Source organism: Alteromonas alvinellae, from assembly GCF_902705805.1.
Genome location: NZ_CACSIH010000037.1, coordinates 71,909 through 92,896 on the forward strand (window position 1 = coordinate 71,909; position 20,988 = coordinate 92,896).

Sequence of the window (20,988 nt, forward strand, 5' to 3'; positions counted from 1 at the left end):
TAATCAAAAAAGTAAAATAGCTAAATAAAGCAAACTAGAAGTATAAAACATGCACGCCAAAATATATGAAATAAAAAGCAAGTTAACAGAGTTTGTTAAATATGATATTCCACTACTCCAATTTCCCATCGTTCTATTGCTGTCAGCTCAAATAGTTTTCCTTTCTCGAAGGAAAAAAATATTAGGTTCAATTGAGCTAGCTTCAAAAGTTCATAGAAGTGGGTGGTGGGGATCGGAAAAAACCATCCTAAATATTGTTCAAAATATCTTATTTAGAGGTAAAAATGCGATTAAAAATAGGGAACTATTTATTGAGCAATTGGTGGATTCATTAGAACCTAAGCCTAATACAACGAAATTCTTTAATAACCCGGAACTGCTTTTCGATGGCGTCTGTTTATTTTTGAAAAGCTATCAAAATGGTCAAAAAGGTGTGCTGCTTATAAAATACAGCTACTATTTCCCTCTTCTTTTCAAGTTTTATGACATGAAAGCAATGTCGGAGCGCTATCATATTGTACTGGAACCAAGTTGGGCTGGTACCTGTGAACCTGGAATTCTTGCGTATTCGACGCTCGATGCGCCTGTATTTGTTATGGCGTATGAAGCACGAGATACTAAGTTTCTAAACGATCTCAAAACAAATCTCAAACCTGTGCCGCTGAGCTCAAACTGGTGGGTCGACCATCGTAATTTCAAACCGGCAATAGAAAGTAAGAAAGACATAGATATCATAGTTATCTCTAGCTGGACTTACTTCAAACGCCACTATCGTATTTTTGATGCGCTTCGTAAGTTGAAGCAAAGCAACCCTCGTTTAAAAGTTGCACTTGTTGGCTATAGCGTTGATATGACGCTGGAGGATATCAAGGCATTGGCCAGCTATTATAACGTGGATGATTTGCTAGAATATCACGAAAAAATCCCCCCAAGCGAAGTTGGCGCACTCTTAAAGCGTTCAAAAATCAACTTGCTATGGTCACGTTTTGAAGGTTTAAATAGAAGTATTATAGAAGGGATGTTTAGTGACGTGCCTTGTATTATACGCAAAGGCTTTAACTATGGAATGAAGTACCCCTATATAAATGAAAAAACTGGGATATGGAGCGAAGAAAAAGCACTTGCGAGCAATATTAAATCAATGCTCGAAAATTACCATAATTACACACCCCGTGAGTATGTCATGCGGCATCATACATGTTTTATTGCTACTCAATTACTAACAGATACGATAAATGCGTTCTGCACGAATGAGAATGAGAGGATTGACAAATTGGCGGTAAAAGTAAACCTGCTTGATTGTATGACATATTTTGATGCTTCGCAGAATGATACTTTTAAGCATGATATTGATAATACCCGCAGTATGAGATTACCAATATGAGAAAAGTTGCATTTGGCCCAATGGTACATCTCCCTTCCACAGACTGGGTTGGAAAAGATGTAGCCGAATTCTTAAGGGACGCATACGATGATATACACGTAGAACTTTTCGACAATTTTGACGCCATCCCTGATGCAGAGGTCATTTTCATAATCAAGTTGATGCCCCCACTAAACTGGCTGCTGAATGCCCAAAAAAGAGGAATTAACGTACTCTATTTTCCTATCGATTACTTCCATCACCCAGCGTTGTTTGCTAAAGAAAGAGTAAAGCTAGCGCAGTTTGACTGTGTCTTACTGCACAATGAACGCTTGCGGCCTCATTTACCAAACGATGTGAAAAATGTTGTATGTGTAGATCACTATCTCAAATATCGTCTACCTGAAGCGAAAACATTTCAAGATGAAGGCTTTATTTTATGGATAGGGCATATTGAATACCTCCCCCCTCTTTTCAAAGCGTTATCTAAGCATAAACTACCTCACCCATTGAAGGTGTTGACGGATTTAGAAAATCTACCGGCCAAAGTAAATTTTCTCAGAGAAAAACTGCAACAAGCAGGAGTTAGTTATTCGCTTCAAGAAAGTGACCATCAAATGGTATTGAATGGGGTAGGACTTGAGCAATGGAGCGCGAATAAACAAGAAGAATATATGCTGTCCTGCAAAGCCGCATTTGATACCAAAAATGATGGCTTTGCACATAATTTAAAGCCACCAACGAAGGCCCAGAAGTATGTGTTTAATGGTATACCTTTCGCTATAAGCAAACATTCTTATGGATATGACTATTTTCTTAATAAAGGCTTTGAGTTGGCAACGTTAGAAAACCATGAGCGATGGTTATCAAAAGACTACTTCGATGAAATTAATGCCTTTAAGAATAAATATGCGCATACGCAAACGCTAGAATACATAAGTAGCCAATATCTCAGCGCAGCAGAAAGTACTCTCAACAAGTCAACACAAGGTCAACTAAACCACTATTTATGGCTATACCTGTTAGTCAAAGACTGTCTCAATAACGCTTTTTATATCGTACATAGAGTATCAGAAAAGATAAGAACCAAGGTAATGGGACGTGAACAATAAAAAATTAGCAATTATTGGCGCGGGTGGCCATGGTAGTGTTGTCTACGACTGTGCAAAAAATTCCTGCGAATATGAAAGCGTGTTTTTTTTAGATTCAAATTACCCGCGAAAAAAAAAGCACAAAGGTTTACCTGTTGTAGATACATTTGAAAACTTCATAAGTGCTCCTCCACCGGGAATTGATTATTTCGTTGCAATTGGCGATAACCAAGCAAGAAAGAAGTTGTGTGAAACAATTATCGCCCTACAATACCCGCTTGTTACATTAATCCACCCGCAGGCTGTTGTCAGCGGGGATGTAAAAATTGGTGCCGGCGCGCTAATCATGCCCGGCTCAGTTATAAATACAGGGTCAACATTAGGCACAGGTGTAATTGTTAATACCTGCGCTAGCGTTGATCACGATAACGAAATTAGTGACTTCGTGCACCTTGCTCCCGGCGCCAGACTCGCTGGAGGTGTGGTAGTTGATGACTGCAGCATGGTAGGTATTGGCGCGATTGTTGTGCAGAATATTCGTATTGGCAGTAACGCAATTGTGGGTGCAGGCGCAACTGTTATCCATGACGTGGAAGCGTCAGCAAAAGTTGTTGGCACGCCGGCTAAGAAAATAAAAAGTTAGACAATTAAGGAGCGGTAGTTGTCATTAGGTAAGAAAACCATTAACGGATCCTTGCTTCTATTATTTGGCAAAGTAATCCAAAAGTCGCTGGGCATAATAAGTATGTTGGTCTTAGCCCGTTTTCTGACCCCCGAAGATTTCGGCATAGTTGCAATGGCAACGATTACAGCGTTTTTTTTTGATGTTATCGGCGAAACAGGAACCCCACAATATATAGCGCAAAAAGACACGATAACCTCTGAAGACGTCAATACTGCTTGGACGCTAAACCTCATCTTTAAAGCTGCTTGTTTTGTTTGCTTTATCTTGGCTATTCCGCTTATTTCTGCTTACTCCGAGAATGAATTGATAGAGCCTGTTCTTTATTGTATTTCTCTTGTTATTCCGTTAGGAGCATTAATTAGCCCCGGTCTTATTGTCCAAAGCCGAAACTTAAATTACAAACCCATAACCAAACTTTCAATAATAGAAAAACTCGTCAGTATCTGTGTCACTATTCCTTTAGCTATATTATTAGAAAGCTACTGGGCAATGGTCATAGGTATGATTGCCTCATATGCCCTTAAATTTTTCATCTCATATCTTGTCGCCCCATGGTCAGTGCGCCTTTGTTTTCAAAATATTAATGCTCAATGGAAATTTTCCAAATGGGTATTAGGCCAGGGTATTATCGGTTTTTCACGCTCTGAAGCGGATTCTTTCCTAACAACGCGACTATTTGGTATTGATATTCTCGGTGGGTTTAATTTGATGAAAAATATATCAACGCTACCTGCGAATGAGATAATAAGGCCAATCGTTAACCCCTTGCTGCCAGCCTTTTCTAGACTTAAAAACGAGCCCGAAAGGCTTGCTTATCAGTTTACAAACTGCCTCGTTATAATCATGCTTATGTCATCGGTAATAGTCGGGTATATTTACTTTTTTCATGACATCTTGATCCGGCTGGCATTCGATGAGAAATGGTGGGGGTTTTCGCCTCTATTGGGTACGCTTTCTCTAATCATTGTAACATTCTCAATATCTGAAGTCGTTGTGAGGCTGCTTTTATCTAAGGGTCTGACAAAAGTGAGTTTTGTATTCAGTACCATTACGTTGGCTGTACTTTTATTGGCGTTATTGGGTGTTGAATATTCTTCTATTGTTGATTTTGCAAAAGCACGGGTGGCTATTGCTTATTTAAGCTGCCTGGTACTGCTTGGATACGCATACTACCTACTTAAAACGTCTGGGCTGTTTTTTATTGTGTCCTCTTCAATAATTTCTTTGTGTGCATTTATTGCAGGGATAATTACACGCGAGCTTATTGACGCGGTTTCCTTAAATATTGTCTTAGAATTTTTCGGCTCGGGCATACTCTACGTTGTTATCTATATAGCGCTTTTACTCCTCGTACTCGTAGCCCTTTGGAAGATTCCTTCGGTTCAACAAAGAGTTCTATATCTAATCTCTCTTTTTCAACAACTAATAAAAAAGGAGAAGGTTTCTCACGATTGAAATTACGTCTTATTTTTCCATTCAAATGAATCTCGCTTTGGCTTCTTGCCGAGAAAATCTGTCATTTTTTTATAGGCTGTTTCGTCTGCGGTGTTTAGCACCAAAAAATCGTCGGCTCTATTCTTAAAATGCGCTTTAGCTGCTTCAATGTGTTCTTCATATACTTTTTTGTACTTTTGAGGTTCATAACTTACCTCACCAAATACACATTTATTAAAGTCAGAGCCATAGTTTTTATATACTGCTTTTGCTTTATTAATGTTTTCTTCATTTAATGCTTCGCCATTTGTCCACACTTTTTTGTGGAAGTTAAGCAATGAAAGAAACCATTGGTCAGAATCATTTCTAACTGACAGAATAAATTTGCTACCTTTAAAGTTAGAATCTAGCACTTTGTAAACACCGGGAATAGAAAAAGGTACGTCCTGAAAAGCCTCACCTTCACAACAATAATCCAACAGTGGCTTGTAGTTATTTTGCATCACATCTTTTAATAGGCGCTCAGCCGAAGCTTGATCACCAAGGATATAACCCAATTCTCCAAGCGCAGCTTGAATCGATGTTGTTCCCGTTTTATTAAATCCTATAACGAAGACTTTTTGCTTGTTTCTAAAGCGAACAATTAACCTCTTAACCTTTTTAAGAATCCACTTAGCAATATTAGTAAAAATAATAGCAACCTCCACTTTGGTTATTTAAAAAAGCGATCTACTTCATCTAAAAATAACTTAACGTTATTAAAAGACTGTTCATCCTCTTGTCTCAATTTGTTTTTCAAGTCTGATACTGTGCCCCTAGCCCATGCAAGCTCTTCTTCATTAAAACCAAAAGCTATACCGTAATGTTGCTCTTCACGAGGGTACCAGGCCAGCTTTGACACATTTTTTGCAGGAACCACGATAGACTCACAACCGCAAAGCGCAGCAAACGTTGAATATGCCGTGTAATCATCATAAGAAATAAAGCGTTCACTTCGCCTAAATATTTTTGATATTTCATTGTGGGATAACCCATCAACTTGGATTGAATCTGCTGGATGTACTTTCTCTTTAAACCCGCCCTTTCTAACCAAATGACACGTTCCCTTTTTAGGCGGTAAATTTTCGTCGTTATATTTATCGAGGGGGTAATATACGATACGCAATTCATTTTCAGACATTGTTGAATAGCAGTATTCAAATGGTTTTATATTTGATGCATAACGAAAGTATAATTCGCCTCTGCCAAAGTGAAATGCATTTAAGATGTGCCCCGGTTGATGCAAAAACCATCGAACCACATGCTTTGCTCTTAGCGGATTTCCAAACGCCATTTCTGAGTAAACCACGATTGAATCGTCATCGATAGAAGCACGGTAATCAACAGGCGTATCCCAATCAGTGTTACATTTAAGCTTAACCAGCCTTCGTTTTACGATGTTACTTAGAAGACTTTTACAACTAACTATAAACGCTTTTAAACTATAGAACTCAAATCGCTCGAATTTTCTTGGCGTTAAAAAAGCCCGGTGTGTATCTGTTTGGTTAATAAGATGGCATAGCCGGTGAAGGACCACTGCGCCACCACTATTTTCGTCAAAATCTGGGGCATAGATGTATATCTTTTTCAATTATTGAGCCTCTAAATTAATTGACAATTTTCACAACTTCACTGGCGATGAACGAAACAACATCAACACCCAACGAACCGTAAAAAGGTAAACAGAGGACTTCTTTAGCCGCTTGCTCTGCCACCGGTAAGTTAGATGATTCAGCGCTTTTTAAATTCTTATAGCAAGGGTAGCTACTTATCAGCGGGTAGAAATATTTTCTACTAAAAATGTTGAGTGTTTTTAGTTGTTCGTATACATAATCACGATTTATGCCATTGTCTTTTGCTTTAATTCTAATGCAAAAATACTGTTCACTATTTACTACGTTATCGCCAGGATCAATCACGACAATATTTTCATTAGGGCTAAATATTTCTTTGTAGACGGCTCTTAACTGTGCTCTTTTCGCTCTTTCTTCTTCCACAAGTGGTAAAACGGTTCGTCCCAAGGACGCCTGCACTTCACTCATTTTCCCATTTATACCAGGTAAAATAACCTCTTCTTCATTCTTAATACCGAAGTTTTTTAAATATTCTATCCGTTGCTTTAAATTGCCGTCATTGTAAACTAGTGCGCCCCCCTCTCCGGTATGAAATAACTTGGTAGGATGAAAGCTAAACATAGATATATCACCGAATGAAGCGATAGGATGGCCGCCTATCTGGGTGCCAAATGCGTGAGCTGCATCATAAATCACCCTTAGACCATGACGATCGGCAATTTGTTGGATTTCTTTAACATGGCAAGGTACGCCATAGACATGAACCCCTAATATTGCAGACGTCTTTGATGTAATTAAAGACTCAATTTTCATCGGATCTATCGTTAACCTATGCTCATCTAAATCACAAAATACAGGAGTAATATTATTCCACTGGAGAGCATGGGTTGTGGCTGGGAACGAGAATGGTGTAGTTATCACTTCACCTTGCAATCTCAAACTTTGTATAGCGGTAAGTAGCGCGATAGTTCCATTATTAAATAGTGATATATTTGGGGCCCGCATATGCGCTTGTAATTCTTTTTCTAAAAGCTGGTGCTGCTTGCCTCCATTTGATAACCATTGACTCTCCCACACATCTTCAAGGTTACCAACGTAGTCCTTTAATCTTGGAAATAGCGGCCTAGTTACTTGTATTGGTTTGCTGAATTTCTTCATAACATCTACTCTTTTTAATTCCTAAACAATCAAATAGATTGCTGGTGGTAACTTCGCCAATAAAATTGGATATATCGCAACTCACGTTTATTTTTTAATACGCTTTTCCCTAATAGTTTTGGTGATTTAGGTAGCGAATTACGAGGTTAAATTATCACTGTCAGATTGCGCATTTTTATACAATAGCATTCGGTTTACGTTTAATATAGTGTCGGCCTATTAAACGTAACCAATGAGTTATCTGAAGAGGTGTGATAAGAGCTAGCCATACTTCGACTTTGCGTAACGCGCCGTCATCGGAAATACCTATACTTATGTTAAGATAGGCTATAGTTTTAAAAATAGGTAAAAATATTGAGATAGCGTCTTAATTTTTTAACAAAAGCGCCGCTATTGGATGGTCAAATTAAATGTTTCACTGACTCAAGTCAATACGCTGTTTGCGTTTCGTTGAATCCGAGTAAAACGCCTATTTAATCGCTTCTAGACATTTTTTACCTAAAAAGCGATGCCAATTTTGCTTGACCGTTATATCTGAGACTAAGTAGACTGATTCATCGCTACACCTCATCACAGTGAAGAAGTGAATTTAAAATTATGGAGTCAGTAAGCGTAATTATACCTTGCTTTAATAGTCAATCTACCATTGGCGATGCTATTCAGTCGGTGATCAATCAGACTTATCCAGTCCATGAAATTATTGTCGTCGATGACGGCTCAACCGACAATTCCGCTCAATTTGTGTCAGAACACTTCCCTATGGTTACGCTTATTAAACAAGTCAATATGGGCGTATCAAAAGCACGAAATGTAGGTATACAAAGTGCTACAGGGAAATGGGTCGCTTTTGTAGATGCTGATGACATTTGGCTACCCGAAAAATTGCACCTTCAATTTGAAGAGTTGAAAGGCTGTAAATGGTCTCATACAAACTCCTATTATTTTGGCTTCAACCAGTCTGGCAATACAAAAAGAAGTGACTTGTCTTCGTTAAAAGGGGGCAAGATATTTGACGCCTTATTGACAGAGAATTTTTTAGGAACCTCTACAATATTAGTTCAGCGTGATGTGCTTTTAAAAAGCGGCGGGTTTGATGAGAATATGCGCGCCCTAGAAGACTGGAAGTTATGGTTGGATATTGCAGCTGACTTCCCCATCTCGTATATATCCGCCCCCCTTGTAAAGTACCGAGTAACACCAGGCTCAGCGTCAAGAAATGCGCGAGAGGTTTATCCTTACCACCGTCAACTTATTAATTATGCAGTCACAAAGATTAAGGGAGAGTATCTACGCCAATTTATGCTAAAAAGAAAAGCGTTAAGTAAATCTAATCTAATTTGTTCTTATATTGCCGAAGACGGAAAAGATTATAACTACGCCATAATCTGCGCTTTGAGAAGCCTTTACTTCCAACCACTAAAAATAAGTTTATATAAGCGTCTTGTATCGCTTCTACTATTAAGGGTAAAAAAATAAATGCCTGTTTATTATTTTAAGGATAGCAGAGGTAATGTGGGTGACGATTTAAATGCACTTATTCTACGTCACTTCTTTGATTTCGATAAGTGTAGCAAAGCCTCTTATACTCTTGTAGGAATAGGAACCTTAATAAATAACCGTCTTCCATTAAGCAGAGAGTTTATTTTCTTTACTACTGGATATGGGTATCAAAAACCACCCAATTTCAACGATACACGTGTTAGCGCTATTGGCTTAAGAGGCCCTATGACACTGGCTAAACTACGTCCCTTTTTACAAGAAAACGAGAGTAATATACCGTTGATAGATGGGGCATATTTAACGCCGGATTTAATACCTAAAAATGCTACCCCAGAGCCTAACAGAGTAGGCTTGATTCCCCATGTCGATAGTATGCAAATTGGTAGATGGGAAGAAATAGCAAAGCGAGGCCAGTTTCGCTTAATTGACCCTAGATGGGAACCTTCAAAATTTATCGGCGCCTTAACATCCTGTAGCACTGTAATAACCGAAGCCATGCACGGTGCTATTTTAGCAGATGCCTATCGCGTTCCTTGGGCAGGTTTCGCTGCGCACAGTCATATCAATACTGATAAGTGGCATGATTGGTCTGAGAGTCTATCAATTCCCCTTCACATAAATAGCGTCTCCCCTGTATTTAAAGGTGATGAAGGACTGCCATTTATGTCAAGGGTCAAGAATATTATCAAGCGTACGGCTCAGAAAACAAAACTATATAACAACAATTGGACGTTACCACCAGTTGCACGTTCAAATAATAAAGATATGGAAAGAACCCTTGATGAACTTAAACAAATTGCTGCCAGAGAGAAATATCAACTATCAGACTATGCTATAGTTCAAGAAAAATTGGTGCACCTTAGGGCTCGCATCGACGAGTTTAATGCGAGCAAAGGCTAACTAACACCGGTAGGTAGCGTTTTGATTAAGGTTATCTAGGTAGTAGGTACAAACAGCAATGTTAACCATAGCGACATTTTTTCTCACGCAACTGTATTGTTTATTTCGGGGAATTTTTCACACCCCTGCATTTCTCTTTGTTGGCTACATTGTAATCTATTTTATGTATCACGAGCAGCGATGGTGGTCGAGTTCAATTCCATCTATCGGTTATTCATTTTTTTTCTCGTTGGTGATAATAATTTGCGCACTAATTCCTAAGAATCGAACACCTACATCAATTTTTCAACTAACACCTTTAAAATGGTTTCTCGCTGTCCTTGCTTACTTTGCAGTCGTGCAATTTTGGGCGGTTTTACCTGGGGCTCATAGTTATGCTTTAGAAAATTTTATAAAAGTAAGTGTAGTTTTTTTAGCGGCATTCAAGCTGTGTAAATCCCCATGTGACCTCGATAAGTACCTACTCGCATTTACGGCTGGTTGCGCCTACATCGGCTTTTACGTTATGGAAACAGGTCGAAATGGTATGGGTAGGGTGGAAGGCGTAGGTACGGTGGACTCGCCAGATGTAAATGATATGGCAGCGGTACTCGCGGTTGGTGCTATCTTTTGCTTGCACTACTTTTGGCATGCTAAGAACAACAAGCAACGAATACTTATATTAGTGGCTGGGGGACTTATCGTTAATGCTTTAGTGCTAATGAATAGTCGAGGTTCCTTTGTTGGTGTTGTAGCAGGATCTTGTTTTTATCTTATCGGGGTGATGGCACCGAAAGTTTCAATGAAATATAAAAAAACCAAGGTAACTGGCTTAATCCTTTTTGGTTTGATAGGGCTAGTTAGCGTACTAGATGAACAAGCTATTAACCGCTTTTTATCAATAAAATCCACCACCACTCTCACAGAAGAGCAAGAATCAGGTTCTACCCGGGTTTTCTTTTGGTTAGCCGCCGCTGATATGGCTCAAGACTATCCACTAGGTGCGGGCACTTATTCGTTTAACCTATTATCCCCTCAATACATTCCTGAGTCTATCGCAACAGGAGAAACGCGAAATAGAGCCGTGCACTCTATTTGGTTTCAATCACTGGCTGAAGTTGGCTATATCGGTAGTTTCTTTTTTGTCATGATGCTTATTTCTGCCTACATACTTACCCGTAATATAAAAAAACAAGCGCTGATAGATCAGGATGTTAATATTTATTTTGTAGGAAATGCTCTTCAGGCGGCCTGTGTTAGTTACTTAGCTGCCGCGACATTCTTAGACAGATTTAGAGCAGTTGCACTTTACATGTTATTGATCTTCGTATGTTGCGCCTACAATGTATATGTGATTAGAAAAGACACCGCAGAGGTATCTAACAAGACTGTTTAAAACCGTAACTGTACTGTTTGTTGTAGTGCTTTTTTCGTTTATCCTTCATTACCGTTGTGATGTTCCACTTTGGATAGGTTTATGATTAACTCAATAGATACGTTTAAAGTGTTTCTGCTACTGACTTGTTTAGCGGTTACGTTTTTCTGCGAAGGCTCAGTAACCACTTACCGTGTGAGTTCAGTCAAAGAACTTAAAGAAGCCGTTCATCAAATCAACCTTCTGCCTACCTCACTGCCCGTAGAAGTCATACTAGCAGATGGCGATTATGAGAATGCCACTAATATTCGTATCACTCATGCCAACACTACATTACGCTCTCAAGCAAATGATCCAGAAAAAGTATTTTTAAGCGGCTCAGGGATGCAAAACGCCCCCTACGTGGAGGTTATTTTTGACATAAGCGCTAGCAATGTAACTGTCTCTGGAATGACATTAAAAAATGTGGCCAATCATCTAATACAGGTTAGAGCTGAACGCGACGCTGACTTTTTCACACTAACCAACTGTATTTTGCAAGATAGCTATCAACAACTCCTAAAGGTATCGGCTGCAAATGAGCACTTCGCCGACTTTGGCATTATTAAAAATAATCGATTCGAGTATACCGCGGGGGTTGGGCCTAGTTATTATATTGGAGGAATCGATGCGCATCGGGCGCGGGGGTGGACAGTAGCAGATAATACATTTATTAATATAGCAAGCCCGGCGGAGCGTGTTGCAGAGTATGCCATTCATTTTTGGAATAAATCAGGCAATGTGAGAATCACAGATAATACTATCATAAATTCGGATCGCGGGATCGGACTTGGTATGGGTAACAATGGCGATGTAATTGGTGAAAATGAGGTCATTAACAACCGTATCGTGCACACTAACAAGGAGCATCTTTTCGCTGATGTGGGCATCTCTCTTGAAAGCGTGTCAGATACTCTGGTGATAGATAATATTATTTATATGACAACCTCTTATCCGAATGCCATAGAGTATAGGTTTCCTAACACTCAAAATAATATTATCATGAATAACGTTACCAACCGCGCAATAGTGTCTCGCGATAACGGAGCAGCGCTGTTAAGTAATAATAAACAAGCTACTACCGGAGACCGACTCTGGTTGCAATTCAAGCACTACTTCAATCAGCTTTGATTACGCCAGCGTCAAATAACCTTGTTAAAGATGGCCTCAAGTCAGACTGACGTGTTCCTATCACCCAAATTCTCCCAGTACTTTTTTCACGTGCCATTTTAAGCGCTATTTGATAGAACTTTGCTCTTGCCGCACTGGTAAATAGCGTGTCATTTATTACATACCAATGGGTAACCAACACTTTCTCATCATTGGGTGTTGTCAGATATATCGTAGGGAACGTATGCTCGTTTACTTTAACACTATCAAAAGTTTCAACGGAAAAACGCCCTTTATTGAAGAGACGATTTGAATCACTAATCAACTCGTTTCCATTTTCGCTAAACCACGCAGTATATACGCTTGTTTTACAATTGGTGCCTTGTAACGAAAATTGCTTTTCTTGATCAGGGTTAAGCATTTCGGGAGCCCATATAAACGATGCACAGTTAGCGTTTTGTATCGATGCGATATGTAAACTCGGTGGTGCCACTAACGGAGATGACTGCGTAAGTAAACTGCCCCATAAAAAACCTAGTAGGAGCAATGACGACATTACTATGCTAGGGAAATACCTTTTCTCCACAGGTAAGTGAACCTGTTTGGGAGGTGTACGACCTGTTTTTTTCTCTCTAAACAACTCCCCCGTGCCCAATAGCAAAATAAGCACAAAGGCAAAGAAAAACCAACCATAAATTAGATGGTCTGCACCCGCCGCATATTCCATATCAGTGTAGTAGGCGATAGTGATAATACCGAACACGCGAATAATATTAGCTGCTATAGGCAGTACCATGGAAAATAAAAAAAACGTGCCGCGCTTGTAGCCGCTCTGAAAATTCAGATACGCATAGGCGCTTCCCATCACAATACTGGCAATAAAAAAACTTACGCCTGAGCAGGCTTCCGCTACCAAAAATCGTCCCTGAGGAATTTCAATATATAACCCAGTTCTGTAGTTAGGTATATTTGTTAACTTCAATAAAAACACCGAACCGTCTGCAGTGATTTGCTGCAAATACGGAATAAGTTGTTCACCTACTGGAATACTAAACAAAATAAAACACAGCGGGAAAAGTAAACGCTTGGCGATATGGTGTCCTACCAATCCCCAAATTATTACGGGTAACATAGCAAAGGTAGCAACATGTAAAAATAACCTGATATCCCCTGCTAGCCCCACTATGTATAAAAGTATTAAACCCAAAATGACAACTGCAGGAAAAAGGGAAGGAGTAATGGTTAAATTGCGCAGATTTGCGCGATTTACCCAGATTAAGTAAAAGGATACTGGGATAATTAAAAAGCCGTGGTTGAATATTTCGTTATTCCACCAAATATCTACCGCTGTACTTAGCCCTTTAAATGTAAAAATAATCCACAACACAATTAGCGCTGCAAACTGTGCCAAGATTGTTCGATAACCTAAAAATAGCGGTATATTCATTTACTTCGTCCTTTCCTCTAAACTAATCAGAGGCCTGAATATCGTATGTTTGAGCCATGGTGGTCCAACGATAATCTTTCAGTAATTGCACGACTTTATCTTCCATGCTTGACAGGTTAATGTAGTGGCGAACCTTAGATTTCCATGGAGCCGATGAAAACTTCGGTTGATCTGGGTCTATCTCCCATGGATGAAAATAGAAACTATATGGCGCACTTTCAGATTGCATGAACTCAGTAATACGGCGTTTAGATAACCAATAAGGATAAAGACGAAAATAACCTCCACCACCAATTCCAACATTTGTTCCTTTCTTGCGAACTGTTGGTATTGGAATCTCTATCAGACCATTCTCACGTTTGTATTTGAAGCGCGGCCAATCTGGTACACCATAGAGATCGTGGTTGATTGGATAAGTACTAGAAGAATAAACAAAGCCGAGCTCCTTTAGGATATCGTAAACCCATATATTCGAATCGTTAATTGAAAAACTCGGAGCTCTATAGCCTTTTAACGCCACACCGCCTATATCTTCAAGAATCTCTTTGCTTTGCTTAATATCATCGAAAAGCTCTTGCTTGGTCATCGTTGTAGCGCGTTGATGCGCTAGTCCGTGGCTCGCAAGCTCATGACCTTCACTTACTATCCGTTTAATTACGTCCGGACAGCGCTGCGCCACCCAGCCTAACGTAAAAAATGTCGATTTGACGTTATTTTGAGCAAACAAATCTAGAAGGCGATGGGTATTATCTCCCACTCTCAAGCCGATCGAATCCCAATCACTTTTGTTTACTACGCCTTCAAAAGCAGAAACTTGAAAGTAGTCTTCCACATCTACTGTCATGGCATTGAGTCGATTATCTAGCTTCATGATTATCGCCCTTTGCCAAACAGTACAATTTCAACCGTACGGATAAGTATCAAAATATCTAACAACAAACTTTGGTGTTTTACGTAATAAAGATCGAACTTAAGCTTTTCCATAGAGTCTTCTACGCTGGCGCCATAAGGGTAATTGAGCTGTGCCCAGCCAGCTAAACCTGGTTTAACGTTATGACGCTGATTGTAATAGGGCACTTCGCGTACAAGCTGCTCTACAAACTGAGGTCTCTCTGGACGAGGTCCGATAAATGCCATTTCACCTTTAAACACATTTAAAAGCTGTGGTAATTCGTCTACGCGGTACTTTCTAATAAAGTGGCCAATACGAGTAACGCGATCATCATTCTTGCTTGCCCATTTAGCGCCATCTTTTTCTGCATCAGGTCGCATACTTCTGAATTTAATTATTTTGAATAGCTTTCCGTTTAACCCCACTCGCTCTTGTTTATAGAAAACGGACACACCTGTACGTCTGCCATCATCGCAATAAATAATGAACGCGGTAATCAGCATAATTGGCCAAACAAAGAGGAATATGATGAACGCTAGGAACGCGTTGAGGGTGTAATCTAGCGCGTCTCGCAAATAATTCTGGCTCTGGAATCCATTGGAATAAATGACCCAACTCGGGTACATCAGGTTTACCACTATTTGCCCTGTTTCTCGCTCCATGAAATCTAAGAGCTCGGTAACTTCAATCCCTCTCAGCCTGCAGTCAAAAAGCACTTCTACAGGAAGCGTTCCACGACGTTGGTCGCAAGCAATGACTATTTCTTCTATTTCATTGTCTGCAATGAACTGCTGAAAACTCTCGTCTACCTTAAGATGAATAATCTTCTCTTTTCGAATTCCGTCTTCGCGATTGTCTCCTGGAATTGGGATGAACCCTACAAGCTCAAACCCAATTCTATCCACATCTCTGCGCATACGCTTTTCAATAATTGAAGCTCTCTCCCCTGCCCCAAGGACTAATATGCGCACTTTCCCTAGGCCTAACAAGCCGAGACGGTTTGTGAAATACCTGAAAACAACTAAGGTTATAATAATTGAACAAACTGATGCCGGCAGGAAATAAGAATCCATGACCAAGTCATCAAAAAATGCTCGACTTAGCACTTCGACTAAAAAATAACTCAGTCCCACGCTTACGAATATGCGACGGATAATACCTCGGAAAGTTTCTCTTAACTTCGCTTCATACAACCCAACGGATAACGAACATAACAATATTGAAACTGTAAGCATTCCTACGTTGATAATCAGTTTTTCCACCGCCACATTCGGCGACATTCCAATTTGCGTAAGGATAAAATGAGAAATATAGCCCATGTAAGCAATGAGCAACGCTTCTGTTATTACTAGTATATTTGAGCGTTTATTTTGATTGCGCTTGTTTACTGCCACCCCTGGCCCCCTAAAACTGCGGCGTTTTTCCCATCATAAAGGGATTTATTCCAATAGACTACAATTGTTATTGGCATTATAGTGACATTTACCGTAGGGTAAACGGCAAAAGCCATAAATTAACCATAATGAGTGTAGGATGATCTCTTATGTTCCGCTTTAAAAAACTAATAACGTGCTGTGCTCCACTTTTACTTATCGGTCTTAATGGTTGCAGTAACACTGGCACTCTGCCCGAAGCAACTACCCGACCTTCACTAACTACCAATGTTAACGATTACCAATATCTAATTGGCCCAGGTGATTCCCTAACTATTTTTGTATGGAGAAATCCAGAGGTTTCTGGCAATTTTATTGTTCGACCGGACGGAAAAGTGACCACTTCTCTAGTGGAAGATATTGATGTAGCTGGTAGAACGCCAACAATGCTTGCCAGGGAAATAGAAGAACAGCTTTCTACCTACATAAACAACCCGAGAGTGACGGTAAGTGTGAACAATTTCACTGGCCCTTTGAGTGAACAGGTTCGCGTGATTGGTGAAGCCACAAATCCGAGTGCGGTAAGTTACTCCGAGCACATGACGTTACTGGATTTAATGATAGCCGTAGGTGGCTTAACGGAATTTGCAGACGGCAATAACGCGAAACTGGTTCGAGTAATCGCCGGAAAACAAAAAACGTTCGAAATAAACATTGACGATTTGATTAGAGATGGTGATATCTCAAAAAATGTCGATATGCTACCTGGTGATATTGTAATTATTCCAGAAGCTTGGTTCTAGTTGTAAAGCAGTAAACGGAACAAATAATAAAATGCAGGACTTACAACAAACGCTAATCCAAATTCTTGATTACATTAAAGGGGTTTGGATTAAAAAGCGTTACGTGATTATTTTTTCATGGCTTATCTGCCCTATTGGCTTTCTATATGTTGCCAGCCTTCCCGATGTCTACTCTTCAAAAGCCCAAGTGTTCGTAGATACTCGCTCGGTTTTACAGCCATTACTTCGCGGGTTAGCGATTCAAACAAATCCCGACCAAGAAATTCAGATGATGGCTAAAACATTACTCAGTAGAAGTAATGTTGAGAAAATTGCCAGAGAAAGCGACCTAGACATTACTACTACTACAGAAAACGAATTTGAATCTCTTGTAACTTCATTAACAAAGGACATCAAATTATCTTCAACTGGAAGAGATAACATCTACAACATTTCATTTTCGAATGAAGCTCCTGCTGTGGCGCAAAGAGTAGTTCAGGAAACTTTAGATCTGTTTGTAGAAGGTGCGCTTGGAAACAACAGAAAAGATACAGATACCGCGGGACGCTTTTTAGATGAGCAGATCGCCGAGTATGAATCTCGCCTTAGTGAAGCGGAGCAAAGGTTAGCCAATTTTAAACGTCAGTATAATGACATTTTACCACTTGCAGGCTCTTACTATTCCAGCTTACAGAACTTGAATGACGAGCTTGAAGCTACCCGCTTACAAATAAGACAAACCCAACAACAAGCAGAAACACTTAAAAAGCAAATTAGTAGTGCAAAGCAAAATGATAGTTTTGGAGTAACCAACCAAGATGCACCGGTGCTCCGAACCCGTTATGACGAGCGCATCAAAGCGCTAGAAGAAGAGCTCGACCGATTAAGCCTTCGCTTTACAGATTTACACCCCGACGTTATTGAAACAAAAGCGCTCTTAGATAGCTTAGAAAAGTCTCGTGACCAAGAAATTAAAGCGTTTCTAAGTGCTGATGGCGACGGGCAAAATCAACCACTTTCTGAATTAAATCGAGAGATAAAACTCGAAGCTAGTCGCCTAGAGAGTCAAATTGCTTCACTTCAGGTAAAAGAAACCGATTTACTACGTAAGATCTCTGAACTAGAAAGCAAAGTAGACTTAATTCCTCAAATTGAAGCAGAATCATCTTCGCTCAACCGAGAGTATGGTGTTACAAAGCAAAAATACGAAGAGTTGCTCTCTCGTAGAGAGTCAGCTGATCTTTCAAGAAGAGCAGATGTATCAGCAGAAGACCTTCAATTTAGAATAATAGAGCCTCCGTTGTTACCTAAACGCCCATCAGGCCCTAATCGCCTTATTTTTTATACCGCGGTGCTAGTGATAGGGTTTGGCTCTGGAATTGCCGTCGCATTTCTAATTAGCCAACTTAATCCAATTTTAATACGACCTAAGCAGTTGCTCAATGTGTCAGATTATCCAATCTGGGGCACAGTTACTCATTTAAACATTGAGCAAATTAACAAAACTAACAGAACTCGACTTATCGTGTTTTTACTCTCGAGCGGCACTATTTTGGCAATGTATGGCGCATTAGTTGCGGCTGAAATTATGAACATAGACTTATTTGGAGGGCTTCTTTAATGAAAAATACTATTGAGAAAGCTCTTCAAAAACAAAAAGAAGCGAAAGCAGCAAAGCAAAGTGAAATAATTGAAGAAAAACTGGAAGACACTGCACAGTCGAATTTATCTGAAGACTCTAAGGTCACGATTGATAAACCTGCGCCTGCTGAACTTGCGCCGCCGGCTGAAACAGTTGTTGCTGAAGAGAGGGAATTTACTAATAAGAAATCTCCAGTCGACGAATTTGTTATCGATTTCGCACGCCTTGATAAGAATGGGCATATCTCACTAAACGGTGAAAGAAAGCAAATTAACGAAGAGTACCGCGAAATAAAGCGTAAGCTTTTAGCAAATGCTTTTGGTTCATTAGCGAAAACCCTTCACAACCCGAACATTATTATGGTTACCAGTAGTCGCCCTTCTGAAGGGAAGACATTCACTGCAACCAACCTGGCAATGAGTATCGCATCAGAGCAGGATAAAACAGTACTGCTAGTGGATGCTGATGTACTTAAGCCTAACGTATTAAATACTTTAGGGTTAGAGCGTCGTAAAGGGCTGATGGAATACTTGACCGGGGACGTTGACGATATTTCAGATGTGCTGTACCCAACCAACATCGATAAGCTGAAAATTATTCCTGCAGGAAAGTCGCACCATTTATCTACCGAATTGCTAGCAAGTCAAAAAATGCATGACACTGTGAATGAATTTGCTAACAGATACCCAGATCGAATAGTTATTTTTGATACGCCTCCTCTCATTGGTATAAACGAGAGTGCTATTCTCGCTAATTTTGCAGGACAAGCGGTTGTTGTCGTTGAAGAGGGCAAAGCAAAAATAGGCGATATTAAAATGTCTGTGGAGCGATTGAACCCAGAAATGGCCATAGGATTTGTAGTGAACAAGTCTGTACATAACGACACCGATGGAAGCGGATATTATGGGTATTATTACTCAGAGCGCAGCGAATAGGCGCGATACAATGCGTAAAAGTAGAATAATAAAGCCGACAATTGTTGCCGCAGCCGTTGCAACCAGTCTACCGGCTTTTGCAAAGCTTAATGTTAATGCTATTGCAACAGCTGAAACAATCTATCAAAGTGTCGATACTAAGGAAAATGGCAACCGTTCACTAACAACAGTGACTGTGGCGCCAAGAGTAAACGCAACTTATCAAACAAGAACATTTCAAGGGTTGTGGTCTGGTACCTATACCCATCTTGAGCGCGATAACAACGATGCTAGCCAGCGACAAGATTACGCAGAGTACAGCTATTCTGCTCAGTGGGAACCTCTTGAAAATTTATTATCTTTTCAAGCCGCTGGGGCATTAAGTTATCAAAACACTAATGCTTCAAATTTTCTAGTCACAGATTTCATTGCAAATTCTGACAGCTTAGCAAAAACACGCTCAAACAGACTCTCATCAACGCTTACGCTTGACCAAGGCGACTGGATAAGAGGTCAAGGCACAGCGTCGTATTCAGATACCGCATCTGAACGCTCTTTAACTAACAATAACGCTCTAGACAATGACAGCTATCAACTGGCTGGTAATTTAATTAATGGCGATGAAGCTAAGTATTTTATCTGGTCAGTGACCGGTACTTATCAAAATACCGAGCGGGGGCAAGCAAACAGTGGTGATTTTGAGTCTCGAACCGGTGATGGGTATATAGACACTAGAATTTATGGCGACTGGGCGTTTCGTTTAACCGCTAGGCACGAAGCAAACCAAATATCTGACAGAGACGATACCAATAGCTTAGTTAGAGAGTTTAATTCCTACGGAGTAGGTTTAACTTACCGCCAAGCTGAAAACCGCTACATTTCCGTCACGGCTAATACCAGTGATTCTGACTTAGAGGAAGATGATAACGAGACCTTCATCGGCTTGGACATGCAATGGGCATTAAGCACCCGCACTCGTATAGCTGCCACATACGGACGTCGTTTCTATGGTGAATCGGCATCAGCAAATATCAGCTACAACTCAAAATATTTACGAACATCATTTGGCTATTCAGAGGACGTAACAAACACCTCTCGACTACTTGCCAACCCAGAGAACTTAGGCGTATTCGTTTGCCCCACGGCCATAACATCCATCGCCGATTGCTTCCAACCTAACAGTTTAAGCTATAGACCCAATGCAGGTGAGCAACTGGTTCAGCTTACGTCTCAAAACGTAGAGTTCGACGATAATATCATCTTAAGAAAAAGCTCTAACTTCCAGGCGGGTTACGACTTTTCTCGCGTTACCCTCGCTTTTTCTTGGCGTTATTCTGAAGATGACTACCTAGATGAAGATAGGCTAAGACGCACCTACTCGTTTGGTACCAACCTAGCCTATAAAATTGGTAGTTATACAAACCTAACAAGCAGTATAACTTACGCCAACATTACAGGTCAGGGTGCAGAAGAAGTATTTAGAGGCGAAAGCGACAACTGGAATGCATCCATTGGTTTAGAAAGAGAGTTCGGTCGCCGGTTAAAAGCAAGCATTGATGCTAGATACCTTAAGCAAGAGGGAGATTTGAATGCGGGCATATCTCAGTTTGGTAACAACTACACTGACCGTCGTATAAGTGCATCCATCACCTATACATACGATTGATTGTTTGAAGCGCTACCACCCGTCT

Annotated in this window: 18 protein-coding genes; 12 read left to right on the forward strand and 6 right to left on the reverse strand. The window is 40.1% G+C overall.

From position 1 onward, the window contains the following. Window positions 1–49 precede the first annotated feature (49 nt). Genes ACX5KA_RS02735 through ACX5KA_RS02750 form a run of 4 tightly spaced genes read left to right on the forward strand, consistent with a single transcriptional unit; the run spans window position 50 to window position 4,594 of the window. Window positions 50–1,384 (forward strand): glycosyltransferase, encoded by a 1,335-nt coding sequence (locus ACX5KA_RS02735; RefSeq protein WP_014977082.1) that lies wholly within the window; start codon window positions 50–52, stop codon window positions 1,382–1,384. Further along, window positions 1,381–2,475, forward strand: coding sequence for a hypothetical protein (locus ACX5KA_RS02740; RefSeq protein ID WP_014977083.1), 1,095 nt, complete (start codon window positions 1,381–1,383; stop codon window positions 2,473–2,475). The genes ACX5KA_RS02735 and ACX5KA_RS02740 overlap by 4 nt, the downstream gene beginning before the upstream one ends. After that, window positions 2,465–3,097 carry an acetyltransferase gene (locus tag ACX5KA_RS02745; RefSeq protein WP_014977084.1) on the forward strand — a complete coding sequence of 211 codons (633 nt, stop codon included), beginning with the start codon at window positions 2,465–2,467 and terminating at the stop codon, window positions 3,095–3,097. Before ACX5KA_RS02740 ends, ACX5KA_RS02745 begins: the two co-directional genes overlap by 11 nt. Before the next feature lie 18 nt (window positions 3,098–3,115). Further along, the gene (locus tag ACX5KA_RS02750) at window positions 3,116–4,594 is read left to right on the forward strand and encodes an oligosaccharide flippase family protein (protein ID WP_150140638.1); all 1,479 of its coding nucleotides are present in this window, start codon (window positions 3,116–3,118) and stop codon (window positions 4,592–4,594) included. Between the two features lie 2 nt (window positions 4,595–4,596). On the opposite strand, the gene ACX5KA_RS02755 is transcribed toward ACX5KA_RS02750, so the two are convergent. From ACX5KA_RS02755 to ACX5KA_RS02765, 3 genes are all read right to left on the reverse strand, one after another. Beyond that, entirely contained in the window at window positions 4,597–5,280 is a 684-nt protein-coding gene (locus tag ACX5KA_RS02755; RefSeq protein WP_014977086.1) for a sulfotransferase, read from the reverse strand. A gap of 5 nt (window positions 5,281–5,285) precedes the next feature. After that, window positions 5,286–5,921, reverse strand: a complete 636-nt coding sequence (locus ACX5KA_RS02760) for a hypothetical protein (protein WP_458730344.1) — start codon at window positions 5,919–5,921, stop codon at window positions 5,286–5,288. A gap of 298 nt (window positions 5,922–6,219) precedes the next feature. Next, complete coding sequence (locus tag ACX5KA_RS02765) at window positions 6,220–7,344, reverse strand: DegT/DnrJ/EryC1/StrS family aminotransferase (protein ID WP_020743987.1); 1,125 nt, start codon at window positions 7,342–7,344, stop codon at window positions 6,220–6,222. Window positions 7,345–7,941: 597 nt separating this feature from the next. On the opposite strand from ACX5KA_RS02765, the gene ACX5KA_RS02770 reads away from it, so the two are divergent. From ACX5KA_RS02770 to ACX5KA_RS02785, 4 genes are all read left to right on the forward strand, one after another. After that, window positions 7,942–8,820: a glycosyltransferase family 2 protein gene (locus tag ACX5KA_RS02770; RefSeq protein WP_458730345.1), complete on the forward strand. Its 879-nt coding sequence runs from the start codon at window positions 7,942–7,944 to the stop codon at window positions 8,818–8,820. Next, window positions 8,821–9,744, forward strand: a complete 924-nt coding sequence (locus ACX5KA_RS02775) for a polysaccharide pyruvyl transferase family protein (RefSeq protein WP_020743989.1) — start codon at window positions 8,821–8,823, stop codon at window positions 9,742–9,744. It begins immediately after the preceding gene. A gap of 58 nt (window positions 9,745–9,802) precedes the next feature. Continuing rightward, window positions 9,803–11,119 (forward strand): O-antigen ligase family protein, encoded by a 1,317-nt coding sequence (locus ACX5KA_RS02780; RefSeq protein ID WP_020743990.1) that lies wholly within the window; start codon window positions 9,803–9,805, stop codon window positions 11,117–11,119. Window positions 11,120–11,200: 81 nt separating this feature from the next. Then, the gene (locus ACX5KA_RS02785; RefSeq protein ID WP_014977092.1) at window positions 11,201–12,268 is read left to right on the forward strand and encodes a right-handed parallel beta-helix repeat-containing protein; all 1,068 of its coding nucleotides are present in this window, start codon (window positions 11,201–11,203) and stop codon (window positions 12,266–12,268) included. On the opposite strand, the gene xrtA is transcribed toward ACX5KA_RS02785, so the two are convergent. The 3 genes from xrtA to ACX5KA_RS02800 are packed head-to-tail and all read right to left on the reverse strand — an operon-like array spanning window position 12,255 to window position 15,980. Continuing rightward, window positions 12,255–13,694, reverse strand: a complete 1,440-nt coding sequence (gene xrtA, locus ACX5KA_RS02790) for an exosortase A (protein ID WP_014977093.1) — start codon at window positions 13,692–13,694, stop codon at window positions 12,255–12,257. The two genes, ACX5KA_RS02785 and xrtA, sit on opposite strands and share 14 nt — an antisense overlap. A gap of 22 nt (window positions 13,695–13,716) precedes the next feature. Further along, window positions 13,717–14,565, reverse strand: coding sequence for an XrtA system polysaccharide deacetylase (locus tag ACX5KA_RS02795; protein WP_458730346.1), 849 nt, complete (start codon window positions 14,563–14,565; stop codon window positions 13,717–13,719). Window positions 14,566–14,567: 2 nt separating this feature from the next. Next, complete coding sequence (locus ACX5KA_RS02800; RefSeq protein WP_014977095.1) at window positions 14,568–15,980, reverse strand: TIGR03013 family XrtA/PEP-CTERM system glycosyltransferase; 1,413 nt, start codon at window positions 15,978–15,980, stop codon at window positions 14,568–14,570. Between the two features lie 149 nt (window positions 15,981–16,129). Here ACX5KA_RS02800 and ACX5KA_RS02805 point away from each other — a divergent pair, with 149 nt between their 5' ends. From ACX5KA_RS02805 to ACX5KA_RS02820, 4 genes are read left to right on the forward strand one after another with little or no spacing between them, the layout of a single operon-like run. Continuing rightward, window positions 16,130–16,762, forward strand: coding sequence for an XrtA/PEP-CTERM system exopolysaccharide export protein (locus ACX5KA_RS02805; RefSeq protein ID WP_014977096.1), 633 nt, complete (start codon window positions 16,130–16,132; stop codon window positions 16,760–16,762). A gap of 31 nt (window positions 16,763–16,793) precedes the next feature. Beyond that, the gene (locus tag ACX5KA_RS02810; protein ID WP_458730347.1) at window positions 16,794–18,362 is read left to right on the forward strand and encodes an XrtA system polysaccharide chain length determinant; all 1,569 of its coding nucleotides are present in this window, start codon (window positions 16,794–16,796) and stop codon (window positions 18,360–18,362) included. Beyond that, window positions 18,362–19,318: an XrtA-associated tyrosine autokinase gene (locus tag ACX5KA_RS02815; RefSeq protein ID WP_458730348.1), complete on the forward strand. Its 957-nt coding sequence runs from the start codon at window positions 18,362–18,364 to the stop codon at window positions 19,316–19,318. The genes ACX5KA_RS02810 and ACX5KA_RS02815 overlap by 1 nt, the downstream gene beginning before the upstream one ends. Then, window positions 19,287–20,963 (forward strand): porin family protein, encoded by a 1,677-nt coding sequence (locus ACX5KA_RS02820; RefSeq protein ID WP_458730349.1) that lies wholly within the window; start codon window positions 19,287–19,289, stop codon window positions 20,961–20,963. Before ACX5KA_RS02815 ends, ACX5KA_RS02820 begins: the two co-directional genes overlap by 32 nt. The last annotated feature ends 25 nt before the right edge of the window (window positions 20,964–20,988 follow it).

Excerpts from the sequence above, each read along its gene's own strand:
- ACX5KA_RS02785 (WP_014977092.1), top strand. The coding sequence starts at position 11,201 with ATGATTAACTCAATAGATACGTTTAAAGTGTTTCTGCTACTGACTTGT.
- ACX5KA_RS02765 (WP_020743987.1), bottom strand. The coding sequence starts at position 7,344 with ATGAAGAAATTCAGCAAACCAATACAAGTAACTAGGCCGCTATTTCCA.
- ACX5KA_RS02780 (WP_020743990.1), top strand. The coding sequence starts at position 9,803 with ATGTTAACCATAGCGACATTTTTTCTCACGCAACTGTATTGTTTATTT.
- ACX5KA_RS02770 (WP_458730345.1), top strand. The coding sequence starts at position 7,942 with ATGGAGTCAGTAAGCGTAATTATACCTTGCTTTAATAGTCAATCTACC.
- ACX5KA_RS02795 (WP_458730346.1), bottom strand. The coding sequence starts at position 14,565 with ATGAAGCTAGATAATCGACTCAATGCCATGACAGTAGATGTGGAAGAC.
- ACX5KA_RS02775 (WP_020743989.1), top strand. The coding sequence starts at position 8,821 with ATGCCTGTTTATTATTTTAAGGATAGCAGAGGTAATGTGGGTGACGAT.
- ACX5KA_RS02820 (WP_458730349.1), top strand. The coding sequence starts at position 19,287 with ATGGGTATTATTACTCAGAGCGCAGCGAATAGGCGCGATACAATGCGT.
- ACX5KA_RS02740 (WP_014977083.1), top strand. The coding sequence starts at position 1,381 with ATGAGAAAAGTTGCATTTGGCCCAATGGTACATCTCCCTTCCACAGAC.
- ACX5KA_RS02735 (WP_014977082.1), top strand. The coding sequence starts at position 50 with ATGCACGCCAAAATATATGAAATAAAAAGCAAGTTAACAGAGTTTGTT.
- ACX5KA_RS02810 (WP_458730347.1), top strand. The coding sequence starts at position 16,794 with ATGCAGGACTTACAACAAACGCTAATCCAAATTCTTGATTACATTAAA.
- xrtA (WP_014977093.1), bottom strand. The coding sequence starts at position 13,694 with ATGAATATACCGCTATTTTTAGGTTATCGAACAATCTTGGCACAGTTT.
- ACX5KA_RS02815 (WP_458730348.1), top strand. The coding sequence starts at position 18,362 with ATGAAAAATACTATTGAGAAAGCTCTTCAAAAACAAAAAGAAGCGAAA.
- ACX5KA_RS02805 (WP_014977096.1), top strand. The coding sequence starts at position 16,130 with ATGTTCCGCTTTAAAAAACTAATAACGTGCTGTGCTCCACTTTTACTT.